The sequence below is a fragment of the Micrococcus sp. PSi08 genome (assembly GCF_054960655.1).
The window spans coordinates 1-25,491 of record NZ_JBHNYP010000006.1; the positions used below are offsets into that span (position 1 = coordinate 1).

The following is a 25,491-nucleotide window of genomic DNA, read 5'->3' on the forward strand; positions in this document are numbered from 1 at the left end:
GGGGGGTGGGGGGGGGGGGGGGGGGGGGGGGGGGGGGGGGGGGGGGGGGGGGGGGGGGGGGGGGGGGGGGGGGGGGGGGGGGGGGGCGGGCCCCCCCCCCCCCCCCCCCCCCCCCCGGAGCGAGCGGCCGAGCCCGGCCTCGCCGACCCCGACGCCGTGGACGCCGGCGAACTCATGCTGCAGGTGCCCGCGGGGCGGCTCCTCGGCTCCGTCCTGCTCTCCGGAGGCGTGCTGGGGGTGCTGGCCGGGTCCCTGATCTGGCTGGGCGGTCTCGCCCTCGTGGTCGCGCTGCTGCCCGAGGCGGTGCTGGACGAGGGGGAGACCCTGACCGGGATCGGCGCGGCCGCGTCCCTGCCGGCCCTGTTCTCCGTGGCCGGCGTCGCGTGGTCCCGGCTGAACGCCGGCTGGGGCTTCCAGGTGCGCCGCTCCACCGACGGGCTGCGACTGCGGCACGGGCTCACCGAGACCACCCACCAGACCGTCCCGCCGGGGCGGGTGCAGGGGGTGACCGTCTCCCAGCCCCTGTTCTGGCGGCCCTTCGGCTGGTATCGGGTGAACATGGCGGTGGCCGGCTACCTGCAGGAGTCCGACGGCGCCCGGGACGTCGCGCTGCCCGTCGGTCCGTGGGAGGACGTGCTCCGCGTCCTCACGGTCGTGGCACCGGACCCGGGCCTGGACGGTGATCCGCGCGCCGCGCAGGGGCTGACCCCCGCCGGGCTCATGCACCTGGGCGTGCACGGCTCCGGCACGGAGGGCGGCTTCCAGCACGTGCCGCGGCGCGGCAGGTGGTGGTTCAACTGGTTCGCCTGGCAGCGGATCGGCTTCACGACGACGCGGACCCTCCTGGTGGTGCGCAGCGGCTGGTTGAACCGCCGGCTGCAGACCCTCCAGCACGAGCGCGTGCAGGCGGCCGAGCTGGTGCAGGGCCCGGTGCAGCGCCGCCTGGGTCTGGCCACGGTGCGCGTGTGGGTCGCGGGGGCGAAGGCCGTGGTCCGCGACCTCGACGAAGACGTGGCCGTGGACCTGTACGCCCGGGAGGCCCGGCACGCGGCCGTCTCGCGTCGCCTCGCCGACCGCGATCAGTGGATGCGCCCCGAGGAGCTGGCCCGCTTCGAGCAGCGCACGCGCGAGGTCGCGGCCACCGAGGTGGGCCGCCGCGAACTGGCGCGGGCCGGCGTCGGCGGCGGCGCCGTCGTCGGGGAGGAGAGCGGGGCAGACGTCCCCGCTGTGCGCGGCGAGGAGGAGCGATGACCGGCGGACTCGACCTGAGCCTGGACCCGCACGACCCGGCGCAGCGGCCCGGGCGGCTGGGCGTCGGCGTGGTGAGCGCGGGCCGGGTGGGGGCCGTGCTGGGCTCGGCGCTGCGGGCTGCGGGCCACACGATCACGGGCGTGCACGCCGTCTCCGAGGCCTCGCGGGACCGCGCGGAGATGCTCCTGCCGGGCGTGCCCGTCCTGGAGATCCCCGAGATCCTGCGCCGCTCCGAGATGGTCGTCTTCGCCGTCCCGGACGACGCGCTGGGCGAGCTCGTGACCGGCCTGGCCGCCGCGGGCCACGTGCAGACCGGCCACCTGCTCGTGCACACCTCCGGCCGCTACGGGGTGGGGGTGATGGAGCCGGTGCGCGCGCACGGGGCGATCCCCCTGGCGATCCATCCGGCCATGACGTTCACGGGGCTGAGCCTCGACGTCGCCCGGCTGCAGGACTGCGTGTTCGGCGTGACCGCTGACCCCGTGGTGCTGCCCGTGGCCCAGGCGCTCGTGGTGGAGATGGGCGGCGAGCCCGTGGTCGTGAAGGAGGCCGACCGGGCGGCCTACCACCTGGCGCTGTCCCACGGGTCGAACCACCTGGTGACGCTGACGGCGCAGGCCCGTCAGATCCTCGAGACGATCGGGGTGGCCGACCCGGAGCGGGTGCTGCGCTCGCTCATGACCGCCGCCCTGGAGAACGCGCTCACCGACGGCGACGGCGCCCTCACCGGCCCCGTCGCCCGCGGTGACGTCGACACGCTGCGGACCCACCGCGAGACCCTCGGCGAGCTCGAGGCCGGGGGATTGCCCGCCGACGTGCGTGCCGTGTGGGAGACCCTCGCCCGCGCGACGACCGACCGCGCCGAGACCCGCGGCACGCTGCGCGCGGACGCGGCGGCGCGGCTGCGCGAGGTCCTCGACGGCTCCGACGACCCCCACGACGACTGACCGACCCCCCCGCCGCCCCCGCTTTCGTTCGGGAAACGGCGGGTCCCGGATCGTTTTCGTTCGGGAAACGGCGGGTCCGGCGGCGTTCGCGTCGCTGGGACGGGACCCCGAGACCGCGCCCCGGCCGTCAGAGGCGCCCGTCGCGGATCGCGGCGACGACGCCGTCTGCTGCGTCCTCGATCTGCCGGTACATCTCCTCGAACTGCGGCCGCGGATACCCATACGGATCGGGGACCTCGCGCACCCCGGCGCTGTCCGCATCCGACGCGAACTCGCCCATCAGGTGGATCCGGTCCCGCTGCTCGTCCGTGGTCGCGAGCCGCCGCGCATCGGCGAGGTTGGACTCGTCCATCGCGAGGATCAGGTCGGCGTCGTCCATGAGGTCGGCGGACAGCTGCACCCCCACCGTCGGGAACTGGTAGCCCAGTTCGCCGCCGACCTCGCGGGTGAGGTGATGCGGCCGGGCGCCCACGTGCTCGCCGGACGTGCCGGCGGAGGTGACCTCGACGTCGTCGAGACCAGCCTCCGCGAGCTTGCGGTTCAGCACGGCCTCGGCGGCGGGCGAGCGGCAGATGTTCCCCAGGCAGACGGTCATGATGCGCATGGGGCCAGTGTCTCAAGTCCGGGCGGGGGCGGCGGACGACGACGGTCAGCTCGGCCGCGCATGCGTTCTCGGTGCCGAGATGGGCGCGTCCACGAGCGTTTTCGCTGGTGAAACGGAGGCCTCAGGCGGTCCGTCCCCCGGCTCCTCGCCGTTTCCCGAACGAAAGCGCTGCGACACGCCGCCGTTTCTCGAACGAAAGCGCGGCTGGCACCGTCGGTTCCGGCGACGGCGGCGCCCGACGCGCCTGGCAGGATGGAGGCCATGACCGACCAGCCCGAGATGAGCCCCCTGACCGAGCCCGAGCGGGAGTGGGTGCGCGTCCGCCGCGACTTCGCCGCGCAGGAGGGCGTGGACCACCTGGACCTGGACGCGGTCGCCGCCTACTACGACGCCGTGCTGGCCCGCTCGCAGGCCGAAGCCGAGGAGCTGGACCCCGAGGAGCTGGCGGTGCTGCTGGACGTCGTCGCGGTGCTGCTCGGCGAGCACCTGGGCGCGCGCCACGGCATGCAGTGGGTGACGGTCGCGGATGAGGAGGGGCCCGCCCTCGCGCTGCGGGACACCCTCTCGGACGCCGTCGTCTTCCCGCAGCCGGTGGTCGGCCAGAGCTGGAACCATCAGGCCACGGGGGAGTGGATGGGCGAGTACGTCGACTGGCTCGGCGAGCAGCTCCAGCAGATCCGGGCCGACGCCGGCACGCGGCCCGGCGCCTGAGGCGCGGCGGGCACCGGGGCGGCCCGCCGTCGATGCCACCACCCCGCCGCCCTCCGTGTTGCCCGGATCACGTGCGGGCCGATAGAAACGAACGCATGACCTCCACCCCGGACACCGCGGACACCCCCGCCACCCCCTTCCACGACCTCGACGCCTTCACCGCCCTGCCGCGCGTGGCCGGTCTCACCCTCAGCCCGGACGGCGCCCGCCTGGTGACCACCGTCGCCACCCGGGACGCGAAGGGCACCGGCTACGCCACCGCCCTCTGGGAGGTCGACCCCGCGGGCGAGCGCCCCGCCCACCGCCTGACCCGCTCCCGCGAGGGCGAGGCCGGCGCACAGTTCGCCGCGGACGGCACCCTCTTCTTCACCTCCGCCCGCCCCGACCCCGCCGACGCCGAGGCCGAGAAGCGCAGCGCCCTGTGGGCCCTGCCGGCCCGGGGCGGCGAGGCGCGCGTGGTGCTCTCCCGCCCGGGCGGCGTCGCCGCGGTCACGTGCGCCTCCGCGGCGGACCGCGTGGTCGTCACGGCGGACCGGCTGCTCGGTGCGACCACCGAGGCCGAGCACGCGGCCCTCGCGCAGACCCGCAAGGACGCCGGCGTGGACGCCATCCTGCACACCGGCTACCCCATCCGCTTCTGGGACCACGACCTCGGCCCCGCCCGCCCCGAGCTCTTCGTCCTCGAGCCCGGCCCGGACCCGCAGGGTGAGCCCGCCACGGACGCCGACGCCGCCGAGCCCGCCACGGACGCCGACGCCGCCGAGCCCGGCCCCGCCGCCTCCGGCCTGGCTCCCGAGGCCGACGACGTGGCGCACCACCTGCGCCACGTCTCCGGATTCCCGCGCTCCCACGCGTTCGGGATCGGCGCGCAGGTGGCCCCGGACGGCTCGTTCCTGCTCACCACGGCCGCCACCGCCGAGGCTCGCGGCAACGTGCGCGAGGGCACGGTGGTGCGCGTGGACCTGGCCACGGGCGAGCACCGCGTCCTGCACGACGTCCCCGGTGAGGACGTGGCCGTCGGCCCCGTCAGCCATGACGGCACGCGCGCCGTCGTCGTCCGCACCCCCGACTCCACCCCGCACTCCGCCGTGCACCCGCGCCTGTACGTGATGGACACGGCCACGGGCCAGACCACGCCCCTGGCCCACGGCTGGGACCGCTGGGCCGACGTCGTCGCGTGGCTGCCGGACGACTCCGCGGTGATCGCGCTCGCGGACTCCGAGGGCCGCCGCCCGGTGTTCCGCATCGAGGTGGCCACCGGCGCCGTCGCGCAGGTGACCCGGGAGGACGAGGCGTGGACCGACATCGTGCTCTCCCCGGACGGGGCCACGGCCTACGGCGTCCGCTCCTCCTACCTGTTCCCGCCGGAGGTGGCGCGGATCGACCTGGCCACGGGCGAGACCACGCGCCTGCCGAACCCCGTGGAGCGCCCCGCGATCCCGGGCACCCTCGAGGACGTGGAGACCGTCGCCGAGGACGGCACGCGCGTGCGCGGCTGGCTCGTGCTCCCCGAGGGGGAGGCGCCGGCCGGCGGCCACCCGCTGCTGCTGTGGATCCACGGCGGGCCGCTGGGCTCGTGGAACGCGTGGAGCTGGCGCTGGACGCCGTGGATCATGGCGGCGCGCGGCTACGCGGTGCTGCTGCCGGACCCGGCGCTGTCCACGGGCTACGGCCAGGACTTCATCGAACGCGGCTGGGGCCGCTGGGGTCAGGCGCCCTACACGGACCTGATGGCGCTCACGGACGCCGTCGTGGCGCGCGAGGACGTCGACGGCGACCGCACCGCCGCCATGGGCGGCTCGTTCGGCGGCTACATGGCGAACTGGGTGGCCGGGCACACCGACCGGTTCCGGTGCGTGGTCACGCACGCCTCGCTGTGGGCGCTGGACGGCTTCGGCCCGACGACGGATGCCGCGTTCTACTGGGCCCGCGAGATGGACGAGCAGATGCAGCAGGAGAACTCGCCGCACCGGTTCGTGGGCGAGATCGTCTCCCCGATGCTCGTCATCCACGGCGACAAGGACTACCGCGTGCCGATCGGCGAGGGGCTGCGCCTGTGGTCGGACCTGCTGGCGAAGTCTGGGCGGCCGGCCGCCGCGGACGGCACCACCGACCACCGGTTCCTCTACTTCCCGCACGAGAACCACTGGATCCTGGCCCCGCAGCACGCGAAGGTCTGGTACGAGGTCGTCCTCGGCTTCCTGGGCGAGCACGTCCTCGGCGACGGCGCCCCGTCGGCCCCGGAGACGCTGGGACTGACGCGGCCGTCGTCGACGGCGGGCTGAGCCGCCGGGCCCGGCGCCGGGCATCGTGACGGGCGGTTGAACGTCTCCGATCAGCTGCCCGTCACCGGCTGTTCACCGGGCGGGCCGTCTGTGGCCGGTGGGGGGCCACCCGGCCGACACCCGGATCTGGCCCACTGGAGCGGTCATCCCCCTCCCGGAAAGGACCGTTCCATGACCTCCGTCCGTCGTCACGCCGCCCGCGGCCTCGTGGCCCTCGCCGCCGCCGTCGCCGTCAGCGCCCCGCTGGCCGCCCCGGCCGTCGCCGCCCCCGCCGCACCGACGGCCCCGGCCGCCGCGCAGTCCGCCACGGGCAAGCCCGTGGTGCGCCCCGACGTCGTCGGCCACCGTGGTGCCTCCGGCTACCGCCCCGAGCACACCCTGGCCGCCTACGAGCTGGCCGCCGCCCAGGGCGCGGACGTGATCGAGCCGGATCTGGTCTCCACCAAGGACGGCGTGCTCGTGGTCCGCCACGAGAACCTGATCGACGGCACCACGGACGTCGCCCAGCGACCCGAGTTCGCGGGCCGCAAGACCACCAAGGTCGTCGACGGCGTGGCCCTCACCGGCTGGTTCACCGAGGACTTCACCCTCGCCGAGCTCAAGACCCTGCGCGCCAAGGAGCGCCTGCCGCAGGTCCGCCCCGAGTCCGCGTCCTACGACGGCCGGTACCAGGTGCCCACCTTCGAGGAGGTGCTCGAGCTGCGGGAGCGCCTCTCAACTCGGTACGGCCGCGAGATCGGCGTCATCCCCGAGATCAAGCACCCCACCTACTTCGACTCCCTCGGCCTGTCCATGGAGGAGCGCGTCGTCGAGCTGCTCCACGAGCACGGCCTGAACAAGCGCAACGCCCCCGCCGCCGTGCAGTCCTTCGAGCTCGCCAACCTGCGCGACCTCAACGAGAACCTCGGCCTCAAGGCCGAGACGGTGTTCCTGTCCAGCGTCACCGGCGCGCCCTACGACTCCGTGGCCGCCGGCGACACCGTCCGCGACTACGACTTCTACGAGACCGCCGCGGGCATGCGCGAGGTCTGCGCGGCCGGCGTCGACACGCTCGGCCCGGCCTTCGCGCAGATCATCACCAAGGAGAAGGACGGCTCGATGGGTGAGGAGACCGCGTTCGTCTCCCTCGCCCACCGCGCGGGTCTCGAGGTGGTGCCGTACACCTTCCGCGCCGAGAACCAGTTCCTCTACACGGAGTTCCGCTCCTCCGCGGATCCGAATGCGCAGGGCGACATGGTCGGCATGATCCAGCCGTTCCTCGACGCCGGCATCGACGGCTTCTTCACCGACCACCCCGACCTCGGCGTGCAGGCCGTGGACACCTGGATGCAGGGCAAGAAGGAGCACCCGGGCCGGGGCGTCGGCAAGACCGCCCAGCAGGGCCTGAAGGTGCGCTGACCCCGTCCCGACCGGAGACGATCCCGGCGGACCCGAGGTCTTCCGGCAGGGTCCCTGCGGTGCTTACCTTGGCGTTCAAGACCGGTGGACCCGGTGACGTGGACGGCCAGAAGGGTCGGCCACGAGGGGCCGCCGACCCGGACGAAGGAAGGCACAGCATGACGACGAACACGCCGAAGAACGCCCACGGCTCCTCAGCCGAGGGCCGTGACGCCAAGGACCAGGCGAAGGACAAGGCCCAGCAGGCCGCGGGCGAGGCCCAGGGCCAGGCGAAGGCCGTGGCCGACGACGCCAAGGACAAGGTCCAGGACCTCGCAGCCACCGCCAAGCACGAGGCCGGCCAGGTGAAGGACGAGGCCGCTGACCAGGTGCAGTCGCTGGTCGGCTCCGCCCAGGAGCAGGTCGGCGCGCAGGTGCAGACCCAGCAGGAACGGCTCGCGGGCCAGGTGCGCAGCTACACCGACGACCTGCACCGCGTGGTCTCCGGTGAGCAGCCGCAGACCGACCTGGTGCGTCAGGGCGTCGCCTCGGTGGCGAACCGTGCCGAGGCCCTGACGCAGCGCCTGGAGACCGCGTCCCCGCAGGACCTGCTGCAGGACGTGCGCGGCTTCGCCGCTCGCCGCCCGGGCACGTTCCTGGCCCTCGCCCTGGGCGCCGGGCTGGTGGCCGGTCGACTGACGCGCGGCATCCGCGACGCCGCCCAGCCGGACTCCGCCGCCTCCACCGCGCCGCGCCGTCACGAGACCCGTCCGGACGCGGTGCACGCGGACGTGACCCCGCACCACCTGGACTCGCAGGCCCCGGCCTACTCGAGCGATTCGCTCTCCCAGGCCGACGGCCGCGTCGCGGACGGTGCCGGGCCCCGCCGCGCGGCCGGCGTCGGGGACATCCCGTACGGCACGCAGGCGCCGGTACAGCAGGGCCTGACCGCCGAGCGGCCGTTCGACCAGACCCGGCCCGGGGGTGACGCATGAGCACCGCCCACGAACCGTTCCGCGACGCGACGCCGCACTCCGGCGCGCACACCCCGCCGCCCACGCAGGCGGAGTTCCGCGCCGAGCACGAGAGCCTCGGCGAGATGTTCCAGAGCCTGTCGGCCAAGCTGTCGACGCTGGTCAGCCAGGAGATCGCCCTGGCCAAGGCCGAGGCCACCGAGTCCGCGAAGAAGGCCGGCAAGGGGGCGGGCCTGCTGGCCGGCGCCGCCGTCGGCGGCTTCTTCCTGCTGATGTTCCTGTCCCTGGCCCTGATGTACCTGCTCGACGTGTTCCTGCCGATCGGCTGGGCCGCGTTGATCGTGGCCGTGCTGTGGGGCGTCGTCGCGGCCGTGCTGGCCGTGCAGGGCAAGAAGGACATCGAGAAGATCAAGGGTCTGCCGCAGACCCAGGAGACGCTTCAGGAGATCCCCGAGACCCTGAACCCCGCGAAGGAGACGCGATGACCACGAGCAACAACCCCGATGAGATCCGCGCCGACATCGAGCGCACGCGCCGCGAGCTCGGCCAGGACGTGGACGCCCTCGCCGAGAAGGTGAGCCCCACGAAGGCCGTGTCCCGGCAGACCAACCGCATCAAGGACGGCTTCATCCACGCGAAGGAGAACATCATGGGCTCCCCCGAGCAGCACCGCCACGAGCCCTCGCTGGGCGATCGCGCCCACGGGGTGCTCGACGACGCCCGGGCCTCCGCGTACGGCGCGGCAGGCCAGGCCCAGGACCGCCTGGGCGACGCCGGCGACCGCGTGTCCGAGTGGGCCGACGACGCCCAGCTCGCCCTGCAGCAGGCCCCGGCTCAGCTGCGCGGCCGCACCGCGGGCAACCCGCTGGCCGCCGGGCTGATCGCCTTCGGCGCCGGCCTGCTGCTCAGCTCGCTGATCCCCGCCTCACGCGTGGAGCAGCGCGCCGCGGAGGGCCTCAAGGAGCAGGCCGCCCCGCTGGTGGACGAGGCCAAGCAGGCCGCCCAGCAGCTGCGCGAGGACCTCGAGCCCGCCGCCCGCGAGGCCGCCGGGAGCGTGAAGGAGTCGGCCGCCGAGGCCGCTTCCCACCTCAAGGAGCAGGGCACGGACACGGCGCAGGACCTCAAGGCGGAGTCCCAGGACGCCGCCCGCCAGGTGAAGGACACCGCGAAGGACGCCTGAGCCCGACCCGAGCACGACGCCGGCCGGTCCCGTTGACGGGACTGGCCGGCGTCGCGCGTTTGGGGCCGAATCCGGCCCGCGGCTCAGGCCTTGGACCAGATGCGCGTGGTGAGGCGGAAGTCCTCCCCGAGGCCCCGTGCCTAGACTCGGAGGGTGACCCCTCTCGACCGCGTCCCCGACCAGCGCCCCGTCCCCGCCGGCACCGGCCTGACCCTCGAGGACGCCCTCCCCGCTCCCGTGACGGCCGAGGCCGACGGCGTCTCCGCGCGCCCGCGTCTGGCCCGGACCGTCGCCGAGATGCGCTCCGCTCTCCGTGAGCTCGTCGCCCACGCCACGGACGACGGCGACGCCGAGCCCGTCACCGTCGGCCTGATCCCCACGATGGGCGCCCTCCACGGCGGCCACGCGGCCCTGGTGCGGCGGGCCCGCGCCGAGAACGACGTCGTCGCGGTCAGCATCTTCGTGAACCCGCTCCAGTTCGGCGATCCGGCCGACCTGGAGCACTACCCGCGCACCCTCGACGCGGACCTGGACCTGCTGGCGGCGGCGGGCGCCGACGTCGTGTTCGCCCCGGACGTGCAGGAGATGTACCCGGGTTACCCGGACGCGCCGATCGTCACCGTCTCCGCCGGCCGCATGGGGGAGGTCCTCGAGGGCGCCTCCCGCCCGGGCCACTTCGACGGCGTGGCCACCGTCGTGGCGAAGCTGTGGAACATCGTGCGCCCGGCGGCGCCGGTCCTGCGCAGCTACTTCGGCCAGAAGGACGCGCAGCAGCTCACCGTCCTGCGCCGCCTGGCCACGGACCTCGACATCGACGTCGACGTCCGCGCCGTGCCCATCGTCCGCTCGCCCGAGGGCCTCGCGCTCTCCAGCCGCAACACCCGCCTGGACGCCGCGGGCCTGGAGCACGCGCTCGTCCTCAGCCGCGCCCTGCGCTCCCTGGCCGACGCCGCGGCGTCCGGTGAACCCGTCGACGTCCAGGCCGCGCGCCGGATGGTCGAGGACGAGCCGGGCGTCGAGCTGGACCACCTCGTGGTGGTGGACCGGGACACCTTCGCCGAGCTCGGTCCGGAGCTGCTGTGCCAGCCGCTGCGCCGCGAGGCCCTCGCCCTCGTGGCCGCGCACGTGCCGCCCGTCCGGCTGATCGACACCATGGTGCTGCCCGCCGCGGGGCCCCTGCCGTGACCCCGGAGCGTCTCGCCGCCGCCTTCGACAGCCCCTCGCCCACGCTCGCCGCGACGCTGCTGGGGTGCCGGCTGACCGTCGTCGCCCCGGACGGCGCCGTCACCGTGCGGCTGACCGAGACCGAGGCGTACGGGAACGCGGGCGCGGACCCCGGCGCCCACTCGTTCCGCGGTCGCACCGAGCGCAATGCCGCGCTGTTCGGGCCGCCGCGGCGCACGTACGTGTACCTGAACTACGGCATCCACCGCTGCCTGAACCTGGTCGGCCACCCCGAGGGGGAGGCCGGCGGTGTGCTGCTGCGTGCGGCCGAGGTGCTCGCGGGAGGGGACCTCGCGGTGGCCCGCCGTGGCCGGGACACCGGCCTCAAGCTGCTCTCCGGCCCGGGCAACCTCGGCCAGGGCCTCGGCATCACCCTGGAGATGGGCCATGCGCCCGTGGAGATCGTCGCCGCGCCGCCGGAGGTGGCCGACGACGGCGGCACCCCGGCCCGCCTCGCCGCGCCGGCCGCGCCCGCCCGGTTCCTCCTGGCCCCGCCCGCGCCCCGCGATCCGGCCGAGCCGCCGACCGAGGTCGTGACGGGCCCGCGCGTCGGCGTCTCGGGGGAGGGCGGCTCCGTGCGCTTCCCGTGGCGGTTCAGCGTGGCCGGCCACCGCAGCGTGTCCGCGTTCCGGCGTGGGCGCAACGTGCCGGACTGAGCCCCAGACCTTGTCGGCCGCCCCGGCCCCGTGCCTAGGTTGATCCCATGACCGAGATGAACAAGACCGCCCACGGCGAGACCCAGCAGACCGTCACCCGGACCATCGACGCGTCCGCCAAGGACGTGTTCGACTTCCTGACCCTGCCCGCGAACCACGCGAAGTTCGACGGCTCGGGCATGGTGCAGTCGGACGACAAGACCCAGCGCATCCAGAAGGTCGGCGACGTGTTCACCATGAACATGCACGCGGAGCACATGGGTGGCGACTACCAGACGGACAACCACGTGGTCGCCTACGACCCGAACAAGCTGGTCGGCTGGAAGACCGCCCCCGCCGGCACCGAGCCCAAGGGCTGGCAGTGGGTCTACCGGCTCGAGGACAACGGCTCCGGCAGCACGGACGTGTCCCTCACCTACGACTGGACCGACGTGACCGACCCGGAGCTGCTGGAGAAGAACCTCTTCCCGATGGTCTCCGAGGAGCAGATGGAGGAGTCGCTCGCGAAGCTGGCCGCCGAGGTCGGCTGAGCCCCCGCCTCCCGACGGCGGCCCCCGGGCCGGCCGTCCCCACGACGACGGGCACGCACCCGACCAGGGTGCGTGCCCGTCGTCGTGTCCGGTGTCACGGCTAGAGTGCCGTGCGAGACCGTCCCACCCCCCACGTCCAGGAGGATCCGCCGTGACCGCCACCGCCGAGCCCGAAGTCCCGTCGCCGCGCGAGGACCTGTACCGCCACGTCAACACCGGGTGGCTGGACACCCACGAGATCCCCGCGGACCAGGGCGCCTACGGCGCGTTCCTCGAGCTGCGGGACGCGGCCGAGCTCGCCGTCCGGCACCTGTGCGAGGACGCCGTGCGCGAGGTCGGCGCGGGCTTCGACCCCGCCCAGGCGCGCGTGCAGGCCACGGCCGCGGCCGGCGCGCACCGGGACGCCCCGCTCGCGCCGCTGGATGCGGAGGACACGGAGGGCATGGAGCATCCGGAGCTCAAGCGCCGGATCGCCGCGCTGTACGCCTCCTTCATGGACGACGAGACCGTGGAGGCCCGCGGCCTCGAGCCGATCGCCTCGGACCTGGCGGCGGTGGCCACCGTGACCACCCCTGCGGAGCTGCTCACCCTCTCCGGGCGACTGCAGCGTCAGGGCGTCTCCGGCCTCATCAACACCGGCGCACTCAACGACGCCGGGAACCCGGACCGCATGCTCCTGCACCTGCTCCAGGGCGGCCTGGGCCTGCCGGACGAGTCCTACTACCGGGACGAGGCCTACGCCGAGATCCTCGCGCAGTACACCGAGCACACCGGCCGCCTGCTGACGCTGGCCGGGATCGGCGCGGACCGGGACGAGGCCGCCGCGCTGGGCGTCCGGGTGGTGGAGCTGGAGAAGCGCATCGCCGCCCTGCACTGGGACCTGGTCCGCAGCCGGGACGCCGTGGCCCGCTACAACCCCATGACCCACGACCGGCTGACGGAGCTCTTCCCCCTGGCCGACGCGTGGCTCGAGGGCGTGGACGCCGCCGGCGAGCGCGCCGCGGAGGTCGTGGTGTGGCAGCCGGACTTCCTCTCCGGTGTGCAGGGGCTGCTCGAGGGACCCGAGGCCGCCGACCTCGAGGACTGGCGTCACTGGCTGATCCTGCAGGTGCTGCGCTCCTTCGCCGGCTTCCTGCCGGACGCGTTCGTGCAGGAGAACTTCTCCTTCTACGGCCGCCGCCTGGCCGGCACCGAGGAGGTCCGCCCCCGCTGGAAGCGCGCGGTCGCGTTCGTCAACGGGGCGGCCGGCGAGGACGTGGCGCAGCTCTACGTGGCCCGCCATTTCCCGCAGGGCCACGTGGCCGCGATGGACGAGCTCGTGGGCCTGCTCCAGGAGGCCTATCGCCGGTCCATCGAGGAGCTCGAGTGGATGGGCGAGGAGACCCGTCAGCGGGCGCTCGAGAAGCTGGCGATGTTCCGCCCCATGGTGGGCTACCCCTCGAAGTGGCTGGACTACTCCGCCCTCGAGGTCCACGCCGGCGACCTGCTGGGCAACGCCCGCTCCTCCTCGGAGCTCGAGTGGGAGCGGGACCTGCGCAAGATCGCGGACGGGCCGGACCCGGAGGAGTGGCACATCACGCCGCAGACGGTGAACGCGTACTACTCCCCGCTCGAGAACGCGATCGTCTTCCCGGCCGCCATTTTGCAGCCCCCGTTCTTCGACCCCGAGGCCTCGATGGCCGCGAACCTGGGGGCGATCGGCGCCGTGATCGGCCACGAGATCGGCCACGGCTTCGACGACCAGGGCTCGCGGTACGACGGCGCCGGTCGGCTCGAGGACTGGTGGACCGAGGAGGACCGCGCGGCGTTCACCGAGCGCACCTCCCGGCTGGTGGCCCAGTACAACGCGCTCTCCCCGGCCGAGGCCCCGGACCACCGCGTCAACGGCGAGTTCACCCTGGGGGAGAACATCGGCGACCTCGGCGGCCTGGGCATCGCCCACCGCGCCTTGGAGATCTGGCGGGACGAGGGCGACGGCGCCTCCCTCGACGCCGCGGCGGGGGACCGCGAGTTCTTCACCGCCTGGGCCACCGTGTGGCGTCAGCTCACGCGACCGGAGGCCATGGTCACCCGCATCGCCTCGGACCCGCACTCGCCCAACGAGTTCCGCTGCAACCAGGTGGTCAAGAACATCGACGCCTTCCACGAGGCGTTCGGCACGCGCGAGGGGGATCCCATGTGGCTGGCCCCGGAGGAGCGCGTCACCATCTGGTGATCCCGCCCGCCGGCCGGGCCCGCGGGTCCGGCCGGCGGCTCACTCGGACTCGGCGGGGTCCTGCATCCGGGTCTGACGCTCGGCGGCCAGCCGGTCCAGCAGGCGCGTCAGCGTCCGGATGTCCTCGCGGTCCCAGCGCGCCAGGTCGTCGCGCAGCCCGCGACCCGCCGGGCCGCCGCGCACCGCGTCGAGGCGGGCGAGCCCCTCGGGGCTGGCGCTCAGGAGGGCGGAGCGGCGGTCCCGCGGGTCCGGCTCTCGGGTGATCAGCCCGGCGGCCTCGAGGTCGCGGACCATGCGGGAGACCTGGGCGCGGTCCACCAGCAGGCCCTCGGCCACGGCCGAGGGCGTCATGGTCCCCTCGTTGGCCAGCATCATGAACGCCTTCATCGCCCCGACGGACAGGGCCGGGCTGAGGGCCGCCGCGTAGCGGACCATCACCTGGCGGTGCTGCAGGACCAGACGCGAGAACGCCTGCTCGAGCCCCTGGACGGCGGCCTCGAAGCCCGCGTCGTCGCCGCCTCTGCCCGGGTCCGGGGCGCCGTCAGCCACGGCGGGCCCGGACCAGCGCGGTGACGACGGCCGCCAGCAGGGCCGTCCCCGCCACGGCCAGCGCCGCGGGGACGACGGGCCGGCCGGCCACCGGCGACGCCGTCGCCGGGCGCTCGGCCGCCACCGCCCGGGACTCCTCCGGGTCCTCGGCGGGATGCTGCCCCTGCGCCGCGGTCACCACGGGGATCGGACCGGTCGCGGGCAGCGTCTGCATGGCCTCGGCCGTGGAGTGGGTGGCCAGGTCGGCGCGGGTGGCGTGGAGACGCTCGGAGGTGGTCATGCGACCCAGCGGGATGTTCGGCAGGAACAGGATCGCGATCAGCGCGACGATTGCGAGGGGCACGCCCACGAGGAACGCGTGGGAGATGCCGGTGGCGTAGACGTCCTCGAAGATCGAGCGCAGGCCGTCGGGCATCTCTGCCACGCGTGGCAGGGTGCTGGACTGCAGGCTCTCGGACCACTCGGCGGCGTCCGGGCCCAGGCTGCGCAGGGCCGCGGCGAGGTCCGCGCGGCGCTCCTCGATGCGGTCCGGGACCACGTTGGAGACCACGGCGCCCATCACGGCGACACCGATGCTGCCGCCCAGGGTGCGGAAGAAGGTGACGCCGGAGCTGGCGACGCCCATCTGCCGCGGGTCGGTGGTGTTCTGCACCACGAGCACGAGGTTCTGCATGGTCATGCCGACGCCGGCGCCGAGCAGGAACATGTAGAGGGACACCAGCCAGAAGGAGGTGTCGTAGTGCAGGGTGCCGAGCAGGGCGGTGCCGGCGATCAGCAGGACGGCGCCGATCACGAGCCAGCGCTTCCACACGCCGGTGCGGGTGATGAGGCCGCCGATCACCGTGGAGGACACGAGCAGGCCGAGGATCATCGGGATGGTCATGAGGCCGGCCTGGGTCGGCGTCGCGCCGCGGGCCAGCTGCATGTACTGGGCCAGGTAGACGGAGGAGCCGAACATGGCCAGGCCCGTGGCGATCGAGGCGATCGTCGCGAGGGTGAAGGTGCGGTCGCGGAAGAGGGTGAGCGGGATGAGCGGCTCGGCGACGCGCAGCTCGGTCACGACGAACAGGACGGTGGCGACGGCGGCGCCGCCGAGCATCCACGCGGTGGTGGTGCTGGCCCAGTCGAAGTCGCGACCGGCGCTGGTGACCCAGATCAGCAGCAGCGCGGTGGCCGCGGTCAGGAACACGATGCCGAGGTAGTCGATGGACACCTTCTGGCGCTCGCGGTGCGGGAGGTGGAGGGTGCGCTGCACCATCACCAGGGCGACGACGGCGAAGGGCACCGCCACGAAGAAGTTCCAGCGCCAGCCCCACAGGTCGGTGATCACGCCGCCGGCGAGCGGGCCGCCCACCGTGGCCACGGCCATCACGGCGCCGAACAGGCCCATGTAGCGGCCGCGCTCACGCGGGCTGATGATGTCCGCCATGATCACCTGGCTGAGCGCGACGAGGCCGCCGCCGCCCAGGCCCTGCACGGTGCGGCAGACGATCAGGAAGGTCGGATCGTGGGTGAACCCGGCCGCCGCGGAGGCGGCGACGAAGATCGCCAGGGCGACCTGGAAGAGGACCTTGCGGTTGACGAGGTCGGCCAGCTTGCCCCAGATCGGGGTGGCGATGGCCGTGGCGAGCAGGGCCGAGGTGATGACCCAGGTGTAGGCGGTCTGGTCGCCGCCGATGTCGTGGATGATCACCGGCATCGAGGTCGAGACCACCGTGTTGGCGATCATCGAGACGAACATGCCCAGCAGGAGGCCGGTCAGGGCCTGGAGCACGGAGCGGTGGCGCGCGGCGTCGGCGGCGGCGCGCTCGAGCGAGGGGGCGCCGGCCGGCGCGACGGCCTCGGGGGCGGGGGAGGTCGGGGTCATGGGGTCCTTCGGCGGGAGGGGCGGCGCGGTGATTGACATAAGTCAATGATTGACGAGAGTCAATCATAAGGGGCGTCGGCCCGGGCCGCACCCGCCGTCCGCAGTTAGCCTGGTCACGCCGGACGACGCCGCGTCCTCCCCCCGATCCGAGAGTGAGGCCCCGCCGTGACCCCCCGTTTCCTGCTCATGACCCGCCTCCCTGAGCCCGGGCTCGGGATGCTGCGCGAGGCCGGAGAGGTGGTGGACGGCGCCGACGTCGGAGGGGACGCCGCGCTCGCGCGGCTGGTGGCCTCGGGGGACTACGACGTCGTCGTCGCGGCCCTGGACCAGAAGTTCACCGCCGACGTGCTCGCCGACGCGCGGATCAGGGGCATCGCCAACTACGCGGTCGGCTACAACAACGTGGACGTGGCCGCCGCGACGCGGCGGGGGATCGCCGTCGGCAACACCCCGGACGTGCTCACGGACGCCACCGCGGACATCGCGATGCTCCTGATTCTCGGTGTGACCCGCCGCGCCCCCGAGGGTGAGCGGATGGTGCGCGAGGGGCGGTTCCACGGCTGGGCGCCGGACCTGCTCGTGGGCCGGGACGTGCGCGGCGCGACCCTGGGCCTGGCCGGTTTCGGGCGGATCGGCAAGGCGGTGGCCGAGCGTGCGCTCGCCTTCGGCATGGACGTCGTGTTCGCGCCGCGGCCGCCCGCGCACCGGGAGGTCGCGGCCGCGGAGCTCGGCGACCTCGCCGGCCGCGTCCGTCAGGTCCGCTGGGAGGAGCTCGTCGAGGCCGCGGACGTCCTGTCCCTCCACGTGCCCCTGACGGACGACACCCACCACCTCGTGGATGCGGACGTGATCGCGAAGATGAAGGACGACGCCGTCCTCGTCAACACGGCCCGCGGCCCCGTGGTGGACGAGGCGGCCCTCGTCACGGCCCTGCGCGAGGGGCGGCTCTTCGGCGCCGGTCTGGACGTCTACGAGGACGAGCCCGCCCTCGCCCCGGGCCTGGCCGAGCTGGGGAACGTGATGCTCCTGCCGCACCTGGGCTCCGCCACCCGGGACACCCGCGCCGCGATGGCCGAGCTGGCCGCGCGCAACGCGATCGCCATGGCCACGGGCGCGGAGGTCCCGGCCCTCGTCAACCCCGGGGTGCGCGGCTGACCGGCGGGGCGCCGTCGGTAGACTCGGGGACCGTGACCACCCAGAACTCCGCCTCCGCCGCCGTCGACCACCACGATCAGCAGGCCGTCCGCGCCGCCAAGCGTGAGCAGCTGCTCGCCTCGGGCCGCGAGGCCTACCCCGTGCAGGTGCCGCGCACCCACGCGCTGGCCGAGGTGCGTGAGCGGTTCGACGGCCACGAGCCTGACTGGGCCTCGGGCGAGACCGTGTCGGTGACCGGGCGCGTCGTCTTCCTCCGCAACACCGGCAAGCTCTGCTTCGCCACCCTGCAGGAGTCCGGCGCGGACGGGGAGGCCGTCCGCCTCCAGGTCATGGTGTCCCTGGCCGCCGTCGGTGAGGAGTCCCTGGCCGACTGGAAGAAGGTCGTGGACCTGGGCGACTTCCTCTCCGTCACCGGCGAGGTGATCGTCTCGCGCCGCGGCGAGCTGTCCATCATGGCCTCGGCATGGGAGATGGCCTCCAAGGCGCTGCGCCCCCTGCCCGTGCTGCACGCGGACCTGAACGAGGAGACCCGCGTCCGCCAGCGCTACGCGGACCTGATCGTGCGCGAGGAGGCCCGCCGCATGGTCTACACCCGCGCCAAGGTCACCTCGGCGGTGCGGCGCACCCTCGAGGGCCACGGCTACGTGGAGGTGGAGACCCCGATGCTCCAGCTCGTCCACGGCGGCGCCCTCGCGCGTCCCTTCGAGACGCACCTCAACGCGTTCGACCAGCCGATGACCCTGCGCATCGCCACCGAGCTGTACCTCAAGCGCGCCGTCGTCGGCGGCATCGACCGCGTGTTCGAGATCGGCCGCGTGTTCCGCAACGAGGGCGTGGACTCGACCCACTCGCCCGAGTTCACCACCCTCGAGTCCTATGAGGCGTGGGCGGACATGCACGTCATGGCCGAGCGCATGCAGGAGATCATCCTCAACGCCGCGGACGCGGTGGGCGCCGGGCGTCGGCTCGAGACCGCGAAGGGCGTCATCGACCTCGACGGCGAGTGGGCCTGGGTCGCCGTGTACCCGGGGCTGTCCGAGGCCGTGGGCCGCGAGATCACCCCGGAGACGGACGCCGAGACGCTGCGGGCGATCGCCGCGGAGCACGAGGTCAAGGTGGACCCCGCGTGGGACGCGGAGAAGCTCGTGATCGAGCTGTTCGGCGAGATCGTGGAGCCCACCCTGATGTACCCCACGTTCGTGTACGACTACCCGCCGGCCGCCCAGCCGCTCGCGCGCCCGCACCGCTCGGACGACCGGGTCATCGAGGCCTGGGACCTGATCATCGGCGGCATGGAGCGCGGCACCGCGTTCTCCGAGCTGATCGACCCCGTCATCCAGCGCGAGCGCCTGACCGCCCAGTCGGCGATGGCGGCCGCCGGCGACGACGAGGCGATGCAGCTGGACGAGGACTTCCTGCGCGCCCTCGAGTACGGCGCCCCGCCCATGGGCGGCATCGGCCTGGGCATCGACCGCCTGGTGATGCTGTTCACGGACGCCGGCATCCGCGAGACCATCCTCTTCCCGCTGCTCAAGCCGGAGGCCTGACATGGCCGACTTCTGGGACTACTTCTCCGTCCTCGCCCCCTCGATCGGCCTCGGGCTCATCTTCTGGCTGGTGATGCGCTCCCTGCTGCGTTCGGACACGGGTGAGCGCGAGAGTCAGGCCCGCCGGCTCTCGGGCGCGGACGCGCGGGCGGCCCGCGAGGAGGCCGAGGCCCGTGAGTGGGCGGCCCGACGCCGAGCCGAGGGAGGGCCGGAGGCCGATCCGGAGGACCGCGCCCGCTGAGATTCCTTCCCCGGCGTTGAAGAATCCTTCTGCCCGGTTTTGTTGCGGTATTCTTGACTCACCACAAGTGCACGGCCGGAATCGTGAGCACGCGGGAAAGAAGCCCGAGAGCGAAGACCGGAACCCAGGGACACGCGCACGAGAGAAGAAAGTGGGAATCACCGTTGGCACAGAAGGTAGAAGTGGTCCTCGTGGATGATCTTGACGGTTCGCCTGCAGATGAGACCGTGAACTTCGCATTGGACGGTCGCAATTACGAGATCGACCTGTCGAAGGAGCACGCCGCAGAACTCCGTGAGTTCCTGAAGCCCTACATGAAGAAGGGCCGCGCCGTGGCGCCGCCGTCGCCCAAGGTCGAGGCCGCCCAGATCCGCAAGTGGGCGGCCGAGAACGGCTACGAGGTCTCGAGCCGGGGCCGTCTGCACCGCGACGTGGTGGAGGCCTACCGCAACGCGAAGCGCAAGTGAGCGTCCCGCCCGGGTGCGTCGAGGAATCGGCGTCCCCGGGCCTCGTTCCGGCCCCTCCCGACGACGGCCGGGCCGCTTCTCCCGCTGGCGAACAGCCGCGCGGCACGCGGTCCGGGTGCGTAGTGTCGACCACGACCGTACGCAAGGAGTGTGCCCATGTTCGAGAGATTCACCGACCGCGCCCGTCGGGTGGTCGTGCTCGCCCAGGAAGAGGCGCGCATGCTCAACCACAGCTACATCGGCACCGAGCACATCCTGCTCGGACTGATCCACGAGGGTGAGGGCGTCGCAGCCAAGGCACTGGAGTCCATGGACATCTCCCTGGGCGCCGTGCGAGAGAAGGTGCAGGAGGACATCGGCCAGGGCCAGCAGAACCCGCCCGGCCACATCCCCTTCACGCCGCGCGCCAAGAAGGTGCTCGAGCTGTCCCTGCGCGAGGCGCTGCAGCTCGGCCACAACTACATCGGCACCGAGCACATCCTGCTCGGCCTGATCCGCGAGGGCGAGGGCGTGGCCGCCCAGGTCCTCGTGCAGCTCGGCGCGGACCTGAACCGCGTCCGTCAGACGGTCATCCAGCTGCTCTCCGGCTACCAGGGCGGCGCCCAGGGCGGCAAGGAGACCGCGGGTGCCGGGGTGGGCCAGGGCGCGGAGGCCGGCCAGAACGCCGGCTCCGTGGTGCTGGACCAGTTCGGACGCAACCTCACCGCGGCCGCGCACGACGGCAAGCTGGATCCCGTCATCGGGCGTGCGGGTGAGATGGAGCGCGTCATGCAGGTGCTCTCCCGCCGCACCAAGAACAACCCCGTGCTCATCGGCGAGCCCGGCGTCGGCAAGACCGCCGTCGTCGAGGGCCTGGCCCAGGCGATCGACCGCGGCGACGTCCCGGAGACGCTCAGGGGCAAGCAGCTCTACTCGCTGGACCTCGGCTCCCTCGTGGCCGGCTCCCGCTATCGCGGCGACTTCGAGGAGCGCCTGAAGAAGGTGCTCAAGGAGATCCGCACCCGCGGGGACATCATCCTGTTCATCGACGAGATCCACACCCTCGTCGGGGCGGGCGCGGCCGAGGGCGCGATCGACGCCGCCAGCATCCTCAAGCCGATGCTGGCCCGGGGCGAGCTCCAGACCATCGGCGCCACCACGCTGGACGAGTACCGCAAGCACATCGAGAAGGACGCCGCGCTCGAGCGCCGCTTCCAGCCGATCCAGGTCGCCGAGCCGTCCGTCGAGGACGCCACGGAGATCCTGCGTGGCCTGCGGGACCGCTACGAGGCACACCACAAGGTCTCCATCACGGACGGTGCGCTCAAGGCCGCCGCCGGCCTGGCGGACCGCTACGTCTCCGACCGGCACCTGCCGGACAAGGCCATCGACCTGATCGACGAGGCCGGCGCGCGTCTGCGCATCCGTCGCATGACCGTGCCGCCGGAGATCAAGGCCTACGAGTCCCGCATCGCGGAGGCGCGCACCCAGAAGGAGGCCGCCATCGACGGCCAGGACTTCGAGGGCGCCGCCCGCCTGCGCGACCGGGAGCAGCAGCTCGAGGACGAGCGCCGCGAGAAGGAACAGGCGTGGCGCACCGGTGCGGACGCCGACGTCGCCACGGTGGACGAGGACCTCATCGCCGAGGTGCTCTCCAAGTCCACCGGCATCCCGGTGTTCAAGCTCACCGAGGAGGAGACGGACCGCCTGCGCAACATGGAGGAGGAGCTCCACCGCCGCGTGATCGGCCAGGACGAGGCGATCAAGTCCCTGTCCCGCGCCATCCGCCGCACCCGCGCGGGCCTGAAGGACCCGAACCGCCCCTCGGGGTCGTTCATCTTCGCCGGCCCCACCGGCGTCGGCAAGACGGAGCTGGCCAAGTCCCTCGCGGAGTTCCTCTTCGGGGACGAGGACGCGCTCATCACGCTGGACATGTCCGAGTTCCAGGAGAAGCACACCGTCTCGCGTCTGTTCGGTGCCCCTCCCGGCTACGTGGGCTACGAGGAGGGCGGCCAGCTCACCGAGAAGGTCCGCCGCCGTCCGTTCTCCGTGGTGCTGTTCGACGAGGTGGAGAAGGCCCATCAGGACCTCTTCAACTCCCTGCTGCAGATCCTCGAGGACGGTCGCCTGACCGACTCGCAGGGCCGTGTGGTGGACTTCAAGAACACCGTGATCATCATGACCACGAACCTCGGCACCCGGGACATCTCCAAGGGCGTCATGACCGGCTTCCAGTCGGCCACGGACACCACCACCGGGTACGAGCGGATGAAGGGCAAGGTCAAGGAGGAGCTGCGCCAGCACTTCCGCCCCGAGTTCCTCAACCGTGTGGACGACGTGATCGTGTTCCCGCAGCTGCAGAAGCACGAGATCGTGCAGATCGTGGACCTGTTCATCTCCCGCCTCGGCAAGCGCCTGGCGGAGCAGGACCTGTCCATCGAGCTCACCCAGTCCGCCAAGGAACTGCTCGCGGACCGCGGCTACGATCCGGCCATGGGTGCCCGCCCGCTGCGCCGCACCATCCAGCAGATGGTGGAGGACCAGCTCTCGGAGAAGATCCTCTTCGGTGAGATCCCGGCCGGCTCCCTCATCACCGTGGACACCACGGGCGAGGGGGAGGGCGCCGAGCTGACGTTCACGTTCTCCGGCGGCCGGGAGGCCCTGGAGGGCGCGGACCTGGCCGAGCTCGAGTCCGGTGCCGGCGATCCGGTGGACGCCGCCCGCTCCGCGTGACCCGCGGGGCCTGATCCGAGACGCCGGACCGCGCATCCGGTGCCCACGGCCCGTCGCCCCTCCCCTCGGGGAGGAGGCGGCGGGCCGTCGTCGTGCCCCCGCGGGGCGCCGGGGCCGAGGTCCGCGACACCGCCGCCGGCATCAAGGACGGCCTCGCGAAGGACCGCTGAACCGGCCCGCCTCCCCGCAGGCGCGAGAGGGGTTCCCTCGCGGCGGGATCGGTGCCACTGTGGTCTGTGACCGCTCGACGGTGGTCCTGTCTCCGCTTCGGCCCGGCACTCGCCGGGACGGCCGCGGAGCAGCCCCGAGAAGAAGGAGGCCGCCCATGGGTATCGGTGACCTGAACAACCTCGCAAACCAGCACTCGGACAAGATCGACGAGGCCGTGGACAACGCTCAGGAGCAGCACGGCGACAAGCTCGGCGAGCACGGCGACACCGTGAACAAGGGTGTCGACGGCGCGCAGGAGAAGTTCCTGTCCGGGGACGAGGGCGAGCAGCAGGCCTGAGCCTGCCGTCGACGCCGCGGGAGCCCCCGCCCGGTCCGCCGGGACGGGGGCTCCCGTCTGTCCGGGGTCGGGATGTCCGTGCCTAGACTGGACCCCATGCCTGCCGACCGCCCCCTCACCCTCCGCTCGGCGCGGACCCAGGACGTCCCGGTCATCCAGGCGCTCGTGGAGCCGCTGGCGCGGGAGCGCGTGCTGCTCCAGAAGGAGGCTGTGGCCTACTACGAGGCCATCCAGGAGTTCGTGGTCGCCGAGGAGGCGGATGGGACCCTGGCCGGCTTCGGCGCCCTCCACGTGATGTGGCAGGACATCGCCGAGGTCCGCACCCTCGCCGTCTCGGAGGCCCACCGGGGGGCCGGCGTCGGGCACCTGATCATCGAGGAGCTGCTGGGCCGGGCGCGGGCCGTGGGCGTCGAGCGGGTCTTCTGCCTGACCTTCGAGGTCGAGTTCTTCCGCCGGCACGGTTTCGAGGTGATGGCGGACCAGTCCGCCGTGGACCCGGAGGTCTACGCGGAACTGCTGCGCTCCACGGACGAGGGCGTCGCCGAGTTCCTGGACCTCGCCCGGGTCAAGCCGAACACCCTCGGCAACACGCGGATGATCCGCCGCCTCTGATCCGCCGCACCGCGGGCCGCCCCGTGCCCCGGCGAGGTCAGTCCGGGAAGGTGAGGCCGCCGTCGTCGTCCCGGGCCAGCAGCCCGTCCGACACGAGCCCGGCGACGCACCGCGCCCACTGCGCGTCGTCGGGGCGGTGCGACCCGAGCCGCCCCCCGGCCACGACGACGGCGGGCACCTCCGCCTCGGCCACGCGCCCGTGCTCGCGGACGGCGGCCATCACGGCCCCGCGCACCTGACGGTCCGTGCCGGCCCAGGCCTGGCCGCGCGGCACCTCCACCGGCGGCGGGGAGCCCGCCGCGACCCACGCGCACGTCTCCGCCAGGGGGCAGCGCTCGCAGGCGGGGGAGCGGGCGGTGCAGACGAGGGCCCCGAGCTCCATGACGGCCGCGTTCCACGCGTTGGCGCGGGTGGGGTCCTCGGGCATGAGGGCCTGGGCGCGGCGCATCTCGGCGCGGGTCAGCGACCTGCCGGGCAGGGCCTCACCCGCGACCGCGCGCGCGATCACCCGGCGCACGTTGGTGTCCACGACGGTCTCGGGGATGCCGAACGCGAAGCTCGCGACCGCCGCGGCCGTGTACTCGCCGATGCCGGGCAGGGCGCGCAGGGCGGCGGGGTCGGCCGGCACCCGGCCGTCGTGGCGCTCGACGACGGCCCGGGCGGCCTCCTGGAGGCGCAGGGCCCGGCGCGGGTAGCCGAGCCGGTCCCAGGCCGTGAGCACGTCTGCGGTGGGGGCGGCGGCCAGGTCCGCGGGGGTGGGCCAGCGCTCCAGCCACTCCCGCCAGCGGGGCAGCACCCTCACGACCGGTGTCTGCTGGAGCATGATCTCCGAGACGAGCACGCCCCACGGGGAGCAGTCCGGGCTGCGCCAGGGAAGGTCCCGGGCGTGGACGGCGAACCAGCCCAGCACCGCGTCGTGCAGGCGCGGCACGTCCACCGTGGGCGGGACGAGGGGGGCGGGCGCGGGCATGGCGTCCACTGTAGGGTGCGCCGCCGCCTACCCTGGATCGCATGCCGTCTCGTCCGACTTCCCCCGGGTCGAAGCCGTCCCCCGCCGTCTACCGCCGCCGGCGGCTCGTGGCCGCCCTGCTCGCCCTCGTGCTCCTGCTCCTGGTGGGGTGGGCCGTCGTGGCGCTCGTCCGCGCCGGGATCGGCGCCTTCTCCTCCGAGGACGCCGACCCCTCCGCCGCCCCGACGCCGGTGCACTCCCCGTCGCCCGCCCCGGCGACGGACGCCGAGTCCGGCTCCGCCTCGCCCACCGTGGCCCTCGAGGACGCGGCCGAGTGCCAGCCCTCGGACCTGCGGATCACCGCCTCCGCGGACCGGTCCGAGTACCAGCGGGGCGAGGAGGCCGAGCTGCGCCTGGGCATCACGAACCTCTCCTCGACCCCGTGCCGCACGGATGTGGGCACGGCCCGACAGGAGTTCAGGATCCGCACGGCCGAGGGCGACGACGTCTTCTCCACCCGCATCTGCCAGGCGGACCCCGCGGAGGCCCAGCGGGTGCTGTACCCGCACGAGGAGCTCACCGCCGTGTACCGCTGGTCCGGCCGTGCCTCGAGCCAGGACTGCGGCCGACTCGGCGCTCTCGCGGAGCCCGGACCCCATCTGCTGACGGTCAGCCTCGGCGACGTCACCTCCCGCCCCGTCGCGCTGAAGATCCTCGAGGAGCTCGCCCCGGGGGCCCAGGACGGCGGCTCCTCGGCCACCCCCTCCTCGGCCACCCCCTCCTCGAGCGGCAGCGCCTCCCCGTCGGCGTCCGCCTCAGCTCCGGCGTCGGCCTCAGCCTCGGCGTCCGCCTCAGCATCGGCGTCGGCCTCGCCGTCCGCGGCACCGGCCACGACCACCGACCCGTCGCCGTCGCCGTCCCGCTGAGCCG

General features: G+C 73.6%; 24 protein-coding genes. 20 read left to right on the forward strand and 4 right to left on the reverse strand.

The genetic code is table 11. The features are described 5' to 3' along the window. Positions 1-156: 156 nt before the first annotated feature. Both ACFI33_RS02880 and ACFI33_RS02885 read left to right on the forward strand, forming a co-directional pair. On the forward strand, positions 157-1,251 hold the full coding sequence (locus ACFI33_RS02880; protein ID WP_462623754.1) for a PH domain-containing protein: 1,095 nt from the start codon (positions 157-159) through the stop codon (positions 1,249-1,251). Then, complete coding sequence (locus ACFI33_RS02885; RefSeq protein ID WP_036337199.1) at positions 1,248-2,198, forward strand: Rossmann-like and DUF2520 domain-containing protein; 951 nt, start codon at positions 1,248-1,250, stop codon at positions 2,196-2,198. The genes ACFI33_RS02880 and ACFI33_RS02885 overlap by 4 nt, the downstream gene beginning before the upstream one ends. Positions 2,199-2,325: 127 nt before the next feature. Here ACFI33_RS02885 and ACFI33_RS02890 read toward each other — a convergent pair whose 3' ends face one another. Next, positions 2,326-2,802: a low molecular weight protein-tyrosine-phosphatase gene (locus ACFI33_RS02890; RefSeq protein ID WP_036316216.1), complete on the reverse strand. Its 477-nt coding sequence runs from the start codon at positions 2,800-2,802 to the stop codon at positions 2,326-2,328. A 261-nt stretch (positions 2,803-3,063) separates the two neighbouring features. On the opposite strand from ACFI33_RS02890, the gene ACFI33_RS02895 reads away from it, so the two are divergent. The 10 genes from ACFI33_RS02895 (at position 3,064) to ACFI33_RS02940 (ending at position 13,954) form a co-directional block, all read left to right on the forward strand. Next, positions 3,064-3,513, forward strand: a complete 450-nt coding sequence (locus tag ACFI33_RS02895; RefSeq protein WP_020625300.1) for a DUF3806 domain-containing protein — start codon at positions 3,064-3,066, stop codon at positions 3,511-3,513. Between the two features lie 95 nt (positions 3,514-3,608). Next, positions 3,609-5,798 carry an alpha/beta fold hydrolase gene (locus tag ACFI33_RS02900; protein ID WP_095347121.1) on the forward strand — a complete coding sequence of 730 codons (2,190 nt, stop codon included), beginning with the start codon at positions 3,609-3,611 and terminating at the stop codon, positions 5,796-5,798. 171 nt (positions 5,799-5,969) lie between these two features. Beyond that, on the forward strand, positions 5,970-7,196 hold the full coding sequence (locus ACFI33_RS02905; RefSeq protein WP_127445785.1) for a glycerophosphodiester phosphodiesterase: 1,227 nt from the start codon (positions 5,970-5,972) through the stop codon (positions 7,194-7,196). 158 nt (positions 7,197-7,354) lie between these two features. Then, positions 7,355-8,170: a hypothetical protein gene (locus tag ACFI33_RS02910; protein WP_115260168.1), complete on the forward strand. Its 816-nt coding sequence runs from the start codon at positions 7,355-7,357 to the stop codon at positions 8,168-8,170. Then, complete coding sequence (locus ACFI33_RS02915; RefSeq protein WP_115260167.1) at positions 8,167-8,634, forward strand: phage holin family protein; 468 nt, start codon at positions 8,167-8,169, stop codon at positions 8,632-8,634. The genes ACFI33_RS02910 and ACFI33_RS02915 overlap by 4 nt, the downstream gene beginning before the upstream one ends. Further along, complete coding sequence (locus ACFI33_RS02920; RefSeq protein WP_127445786.1) at positions 8,631-9,329, forward strand: DUF3618 domain-containing protein; 699 nt, start codon at positions 8,631-8,633, stop codon at positions 9,327-9,329. The genes ACFI33_RS02915 and ACFI33_RS02920 overlap by 4 nt, the downstream gene beginning before the upstream one ends. Positions 9,330-9,482: 153 nt before the next feature. Further along, positions 9,483-10,514 carry a pantoate--beta-alanine ligase gene (gene panC / locus ACFI33_RS02925; RefSeq protein ID WP_036338460.1) on the forward strand — a complete coding sequence of 344 codons (1,032 nt, stop codon included), beginning with the start codon at positions 9,483-9,485 and terminating at the stop codon, positions 10,512-10,514. Beyond that, positions 10,511-11,209: a DNA-3-methyladenine glycosylase gene (locus ACFI33_RS02930; protein WP_036338463.1), complete on the forward strand. Its 699-nt coding sequence runs from the start codon at positions 10,511-10,513 to the stop codon at positions 11,207-11,209. The genes panC and ACFI33_RS02930 overlap by 4 nt, the downstream gene beginning before the upstream one ends. 47 nt (positions 11,210-11,256) lie before the next feature. Continuing rightward, the gene (locus ACFI33_RS02935) at positions 11,257-11,739 is read left to right on the forward strand and encodes an SRPBCC family protein (RefSeq protein WP_036314813.1); all 483 of its coding nucleotides are present in this window, start codon (positions 11,257-11,259) and stop codon (positions 11,737-11,739) included. Between the two features lie 151 nt (positions 11,740-11,890). Then, positions 11,891-13,954: a M13 family metallopeptidase gene (locus ACFI33_RS02940; protein ID WP_061866852.1), complete on the forward strand. Its 2,064-nt coding sequence runs from the start codon at positions 11,891-11,893 to the stop codon at positions 13,952-13,954. A gap of 39 nt (positions 13,955-13,993) precedes the next feature. Here ACFI33_RS02940 and ACFI33_RS02945 read toward each other — a convergent pair whose 3' ends face one another. Then, positions 13,994-14,503 (reverse strand): MarR family winged helix-turn-helix transcriptional regulator, encoded by a 510-nt coding sequence (locus ACFI33_RS02945; RefSeq protein WP_036314817.1) that lies wholly within the window; start codon positions 14,501-14,503, stop codon positions 13,994-13,996. Then, positions 14,496-16,370 (reverse strand): MDR family MFS transporter, encoded by a 1,875-nt coding sequence (locus ACFI33_RS02950; protein WP_044658624.1) that lies wholly within the window; start codon positions 16,368-16,370, stop codon positions 14,496-14,498. Before ACFI33_RS02950 ends, ACFI33_RS02945 begins: the two co-directional genes overlap by 8 nt. Before the next feature lie 165 nt (positions 16,371-16,535). On the opposite strand from ACFI33_RS02950, the gene ACFI33_RS02955 reads away from it, so the two are divergent. The 7 genes from ACFI33_RS02955 to ACFI33_RS02985 all read left to right on the forward strand — a co-directional run bounded on the left by ACFI33_RS02955 (position 16,536) and on the right by ACFI33_RS02985 (position 23,612). Then, positions 16,536-17,525: a 2-hydroxyacid dehydrogenase gene (locus ACFI33_RS02955; protein ID WP_127435170.1), complete on the forward strand. Its 990-nt coding sequence runs from the start codon at positions 16,536-16,538 to the stop codon at positions 17,523-17,525. Between the two features lie 32 nt (positions 17,526-17,557). Continuing rightward, positions 17,558-19,072, forward strand: coding sequence for a lysine--tRNA ligase (gene lysS / locus ACFI33_RS02960; RefSeq protein WP_127435171.1), 1,515 nt, complete (start codon positions 17,558-17,560; stop codon positions 19,070-19,072). 1 nt (position 19,073) lies between these two features. After that, entirely contained in the window at positions 19,074-19,313 is a 240-nt protein-coding gene (locus ACFI33_RS02965; RefSeq protein ID WP_002856071.1) for a hypothetical protein, read from the forward strand. A 164-nt stretch (positions 19,314-19,477) separates the two neighbouring features. Further along, entirely contained in the window at positions 19,478-19,780 is a 303-nt protein-coding gene (locus ACFI33_RS02970) for a histone-like nucleoid-structuring protein Lsr2 (RefSeq protein WP_036314827.1), read from the forward strand. 156 nt (positions 19,781-19,936) lie between these two features. Further along, on the forward strand, positions 19,937-22,492 hold the full coding sequence (locus ACFI33_RS02975; protein ID WP_127435172.1) for an ATP-dependent Clp protease ATP-binding subunit: 2,556 nt from the start codon (positions 19,937-19,939) through the stop codon (positions 22,490-22,492). Between the two features lie 325 nt (positions 22,493-22,817). Further along, entirely contained in the window at positions 22,818-23,000 is a 183-nt protein-coding gene (locus tag ACFI33_RS02980) for an Rv0909 family putative TA system antitoxin (RefSeq protein WP_041104640.1), read from the forward strand. A gap of 96 nt (positions 23,001-23,096) precedes the next feature. Next, positions 23,097-23,612, forward strand: a complete 516-nt coding sequence (locus ACFI33_RS02985) for an amino-acid N-acetyltransferase (RefSeq protein ID WP_065572796.1) — start codon at positions 23,097-23,099, stop codon at positions 23,610-23,612. A gap of 37 nt (positions 23,613-23,649) precedes the next feature. Here the strand turns inward: ACFI33_RS02985 and ACFI33_RS02990 are convergent, their stop codons facing one another. Further along, a complete protein-coding gene (locus ACFI33_RS02990; protein ID WP_179297177.1) occupies positions 23,650-24,582 on the reverse strand; it encodes an HhH-GPD family protein in 933 nt (310 codons plus the stop codon). Positions 24,583-24,623: 41 nt separating this feature from the next. Here ACFI33_RS02990 and ACFI33_RS02995 point away from each other — a divergent pair, with 41 nt between their 5' ends. Beyond that, complete coding sequence (locus tag ACFI33_RS02995; RefSeq protein ID WP_036339123.1) at positions 24,624-25,487, forward strand: hypothetical protein; 864 nt, start codon at positions 24,624-24,626, stop codon at positions 25,485-25,487. Positions 25,488-25,491 lie beyond the last annotated feature (4 nt).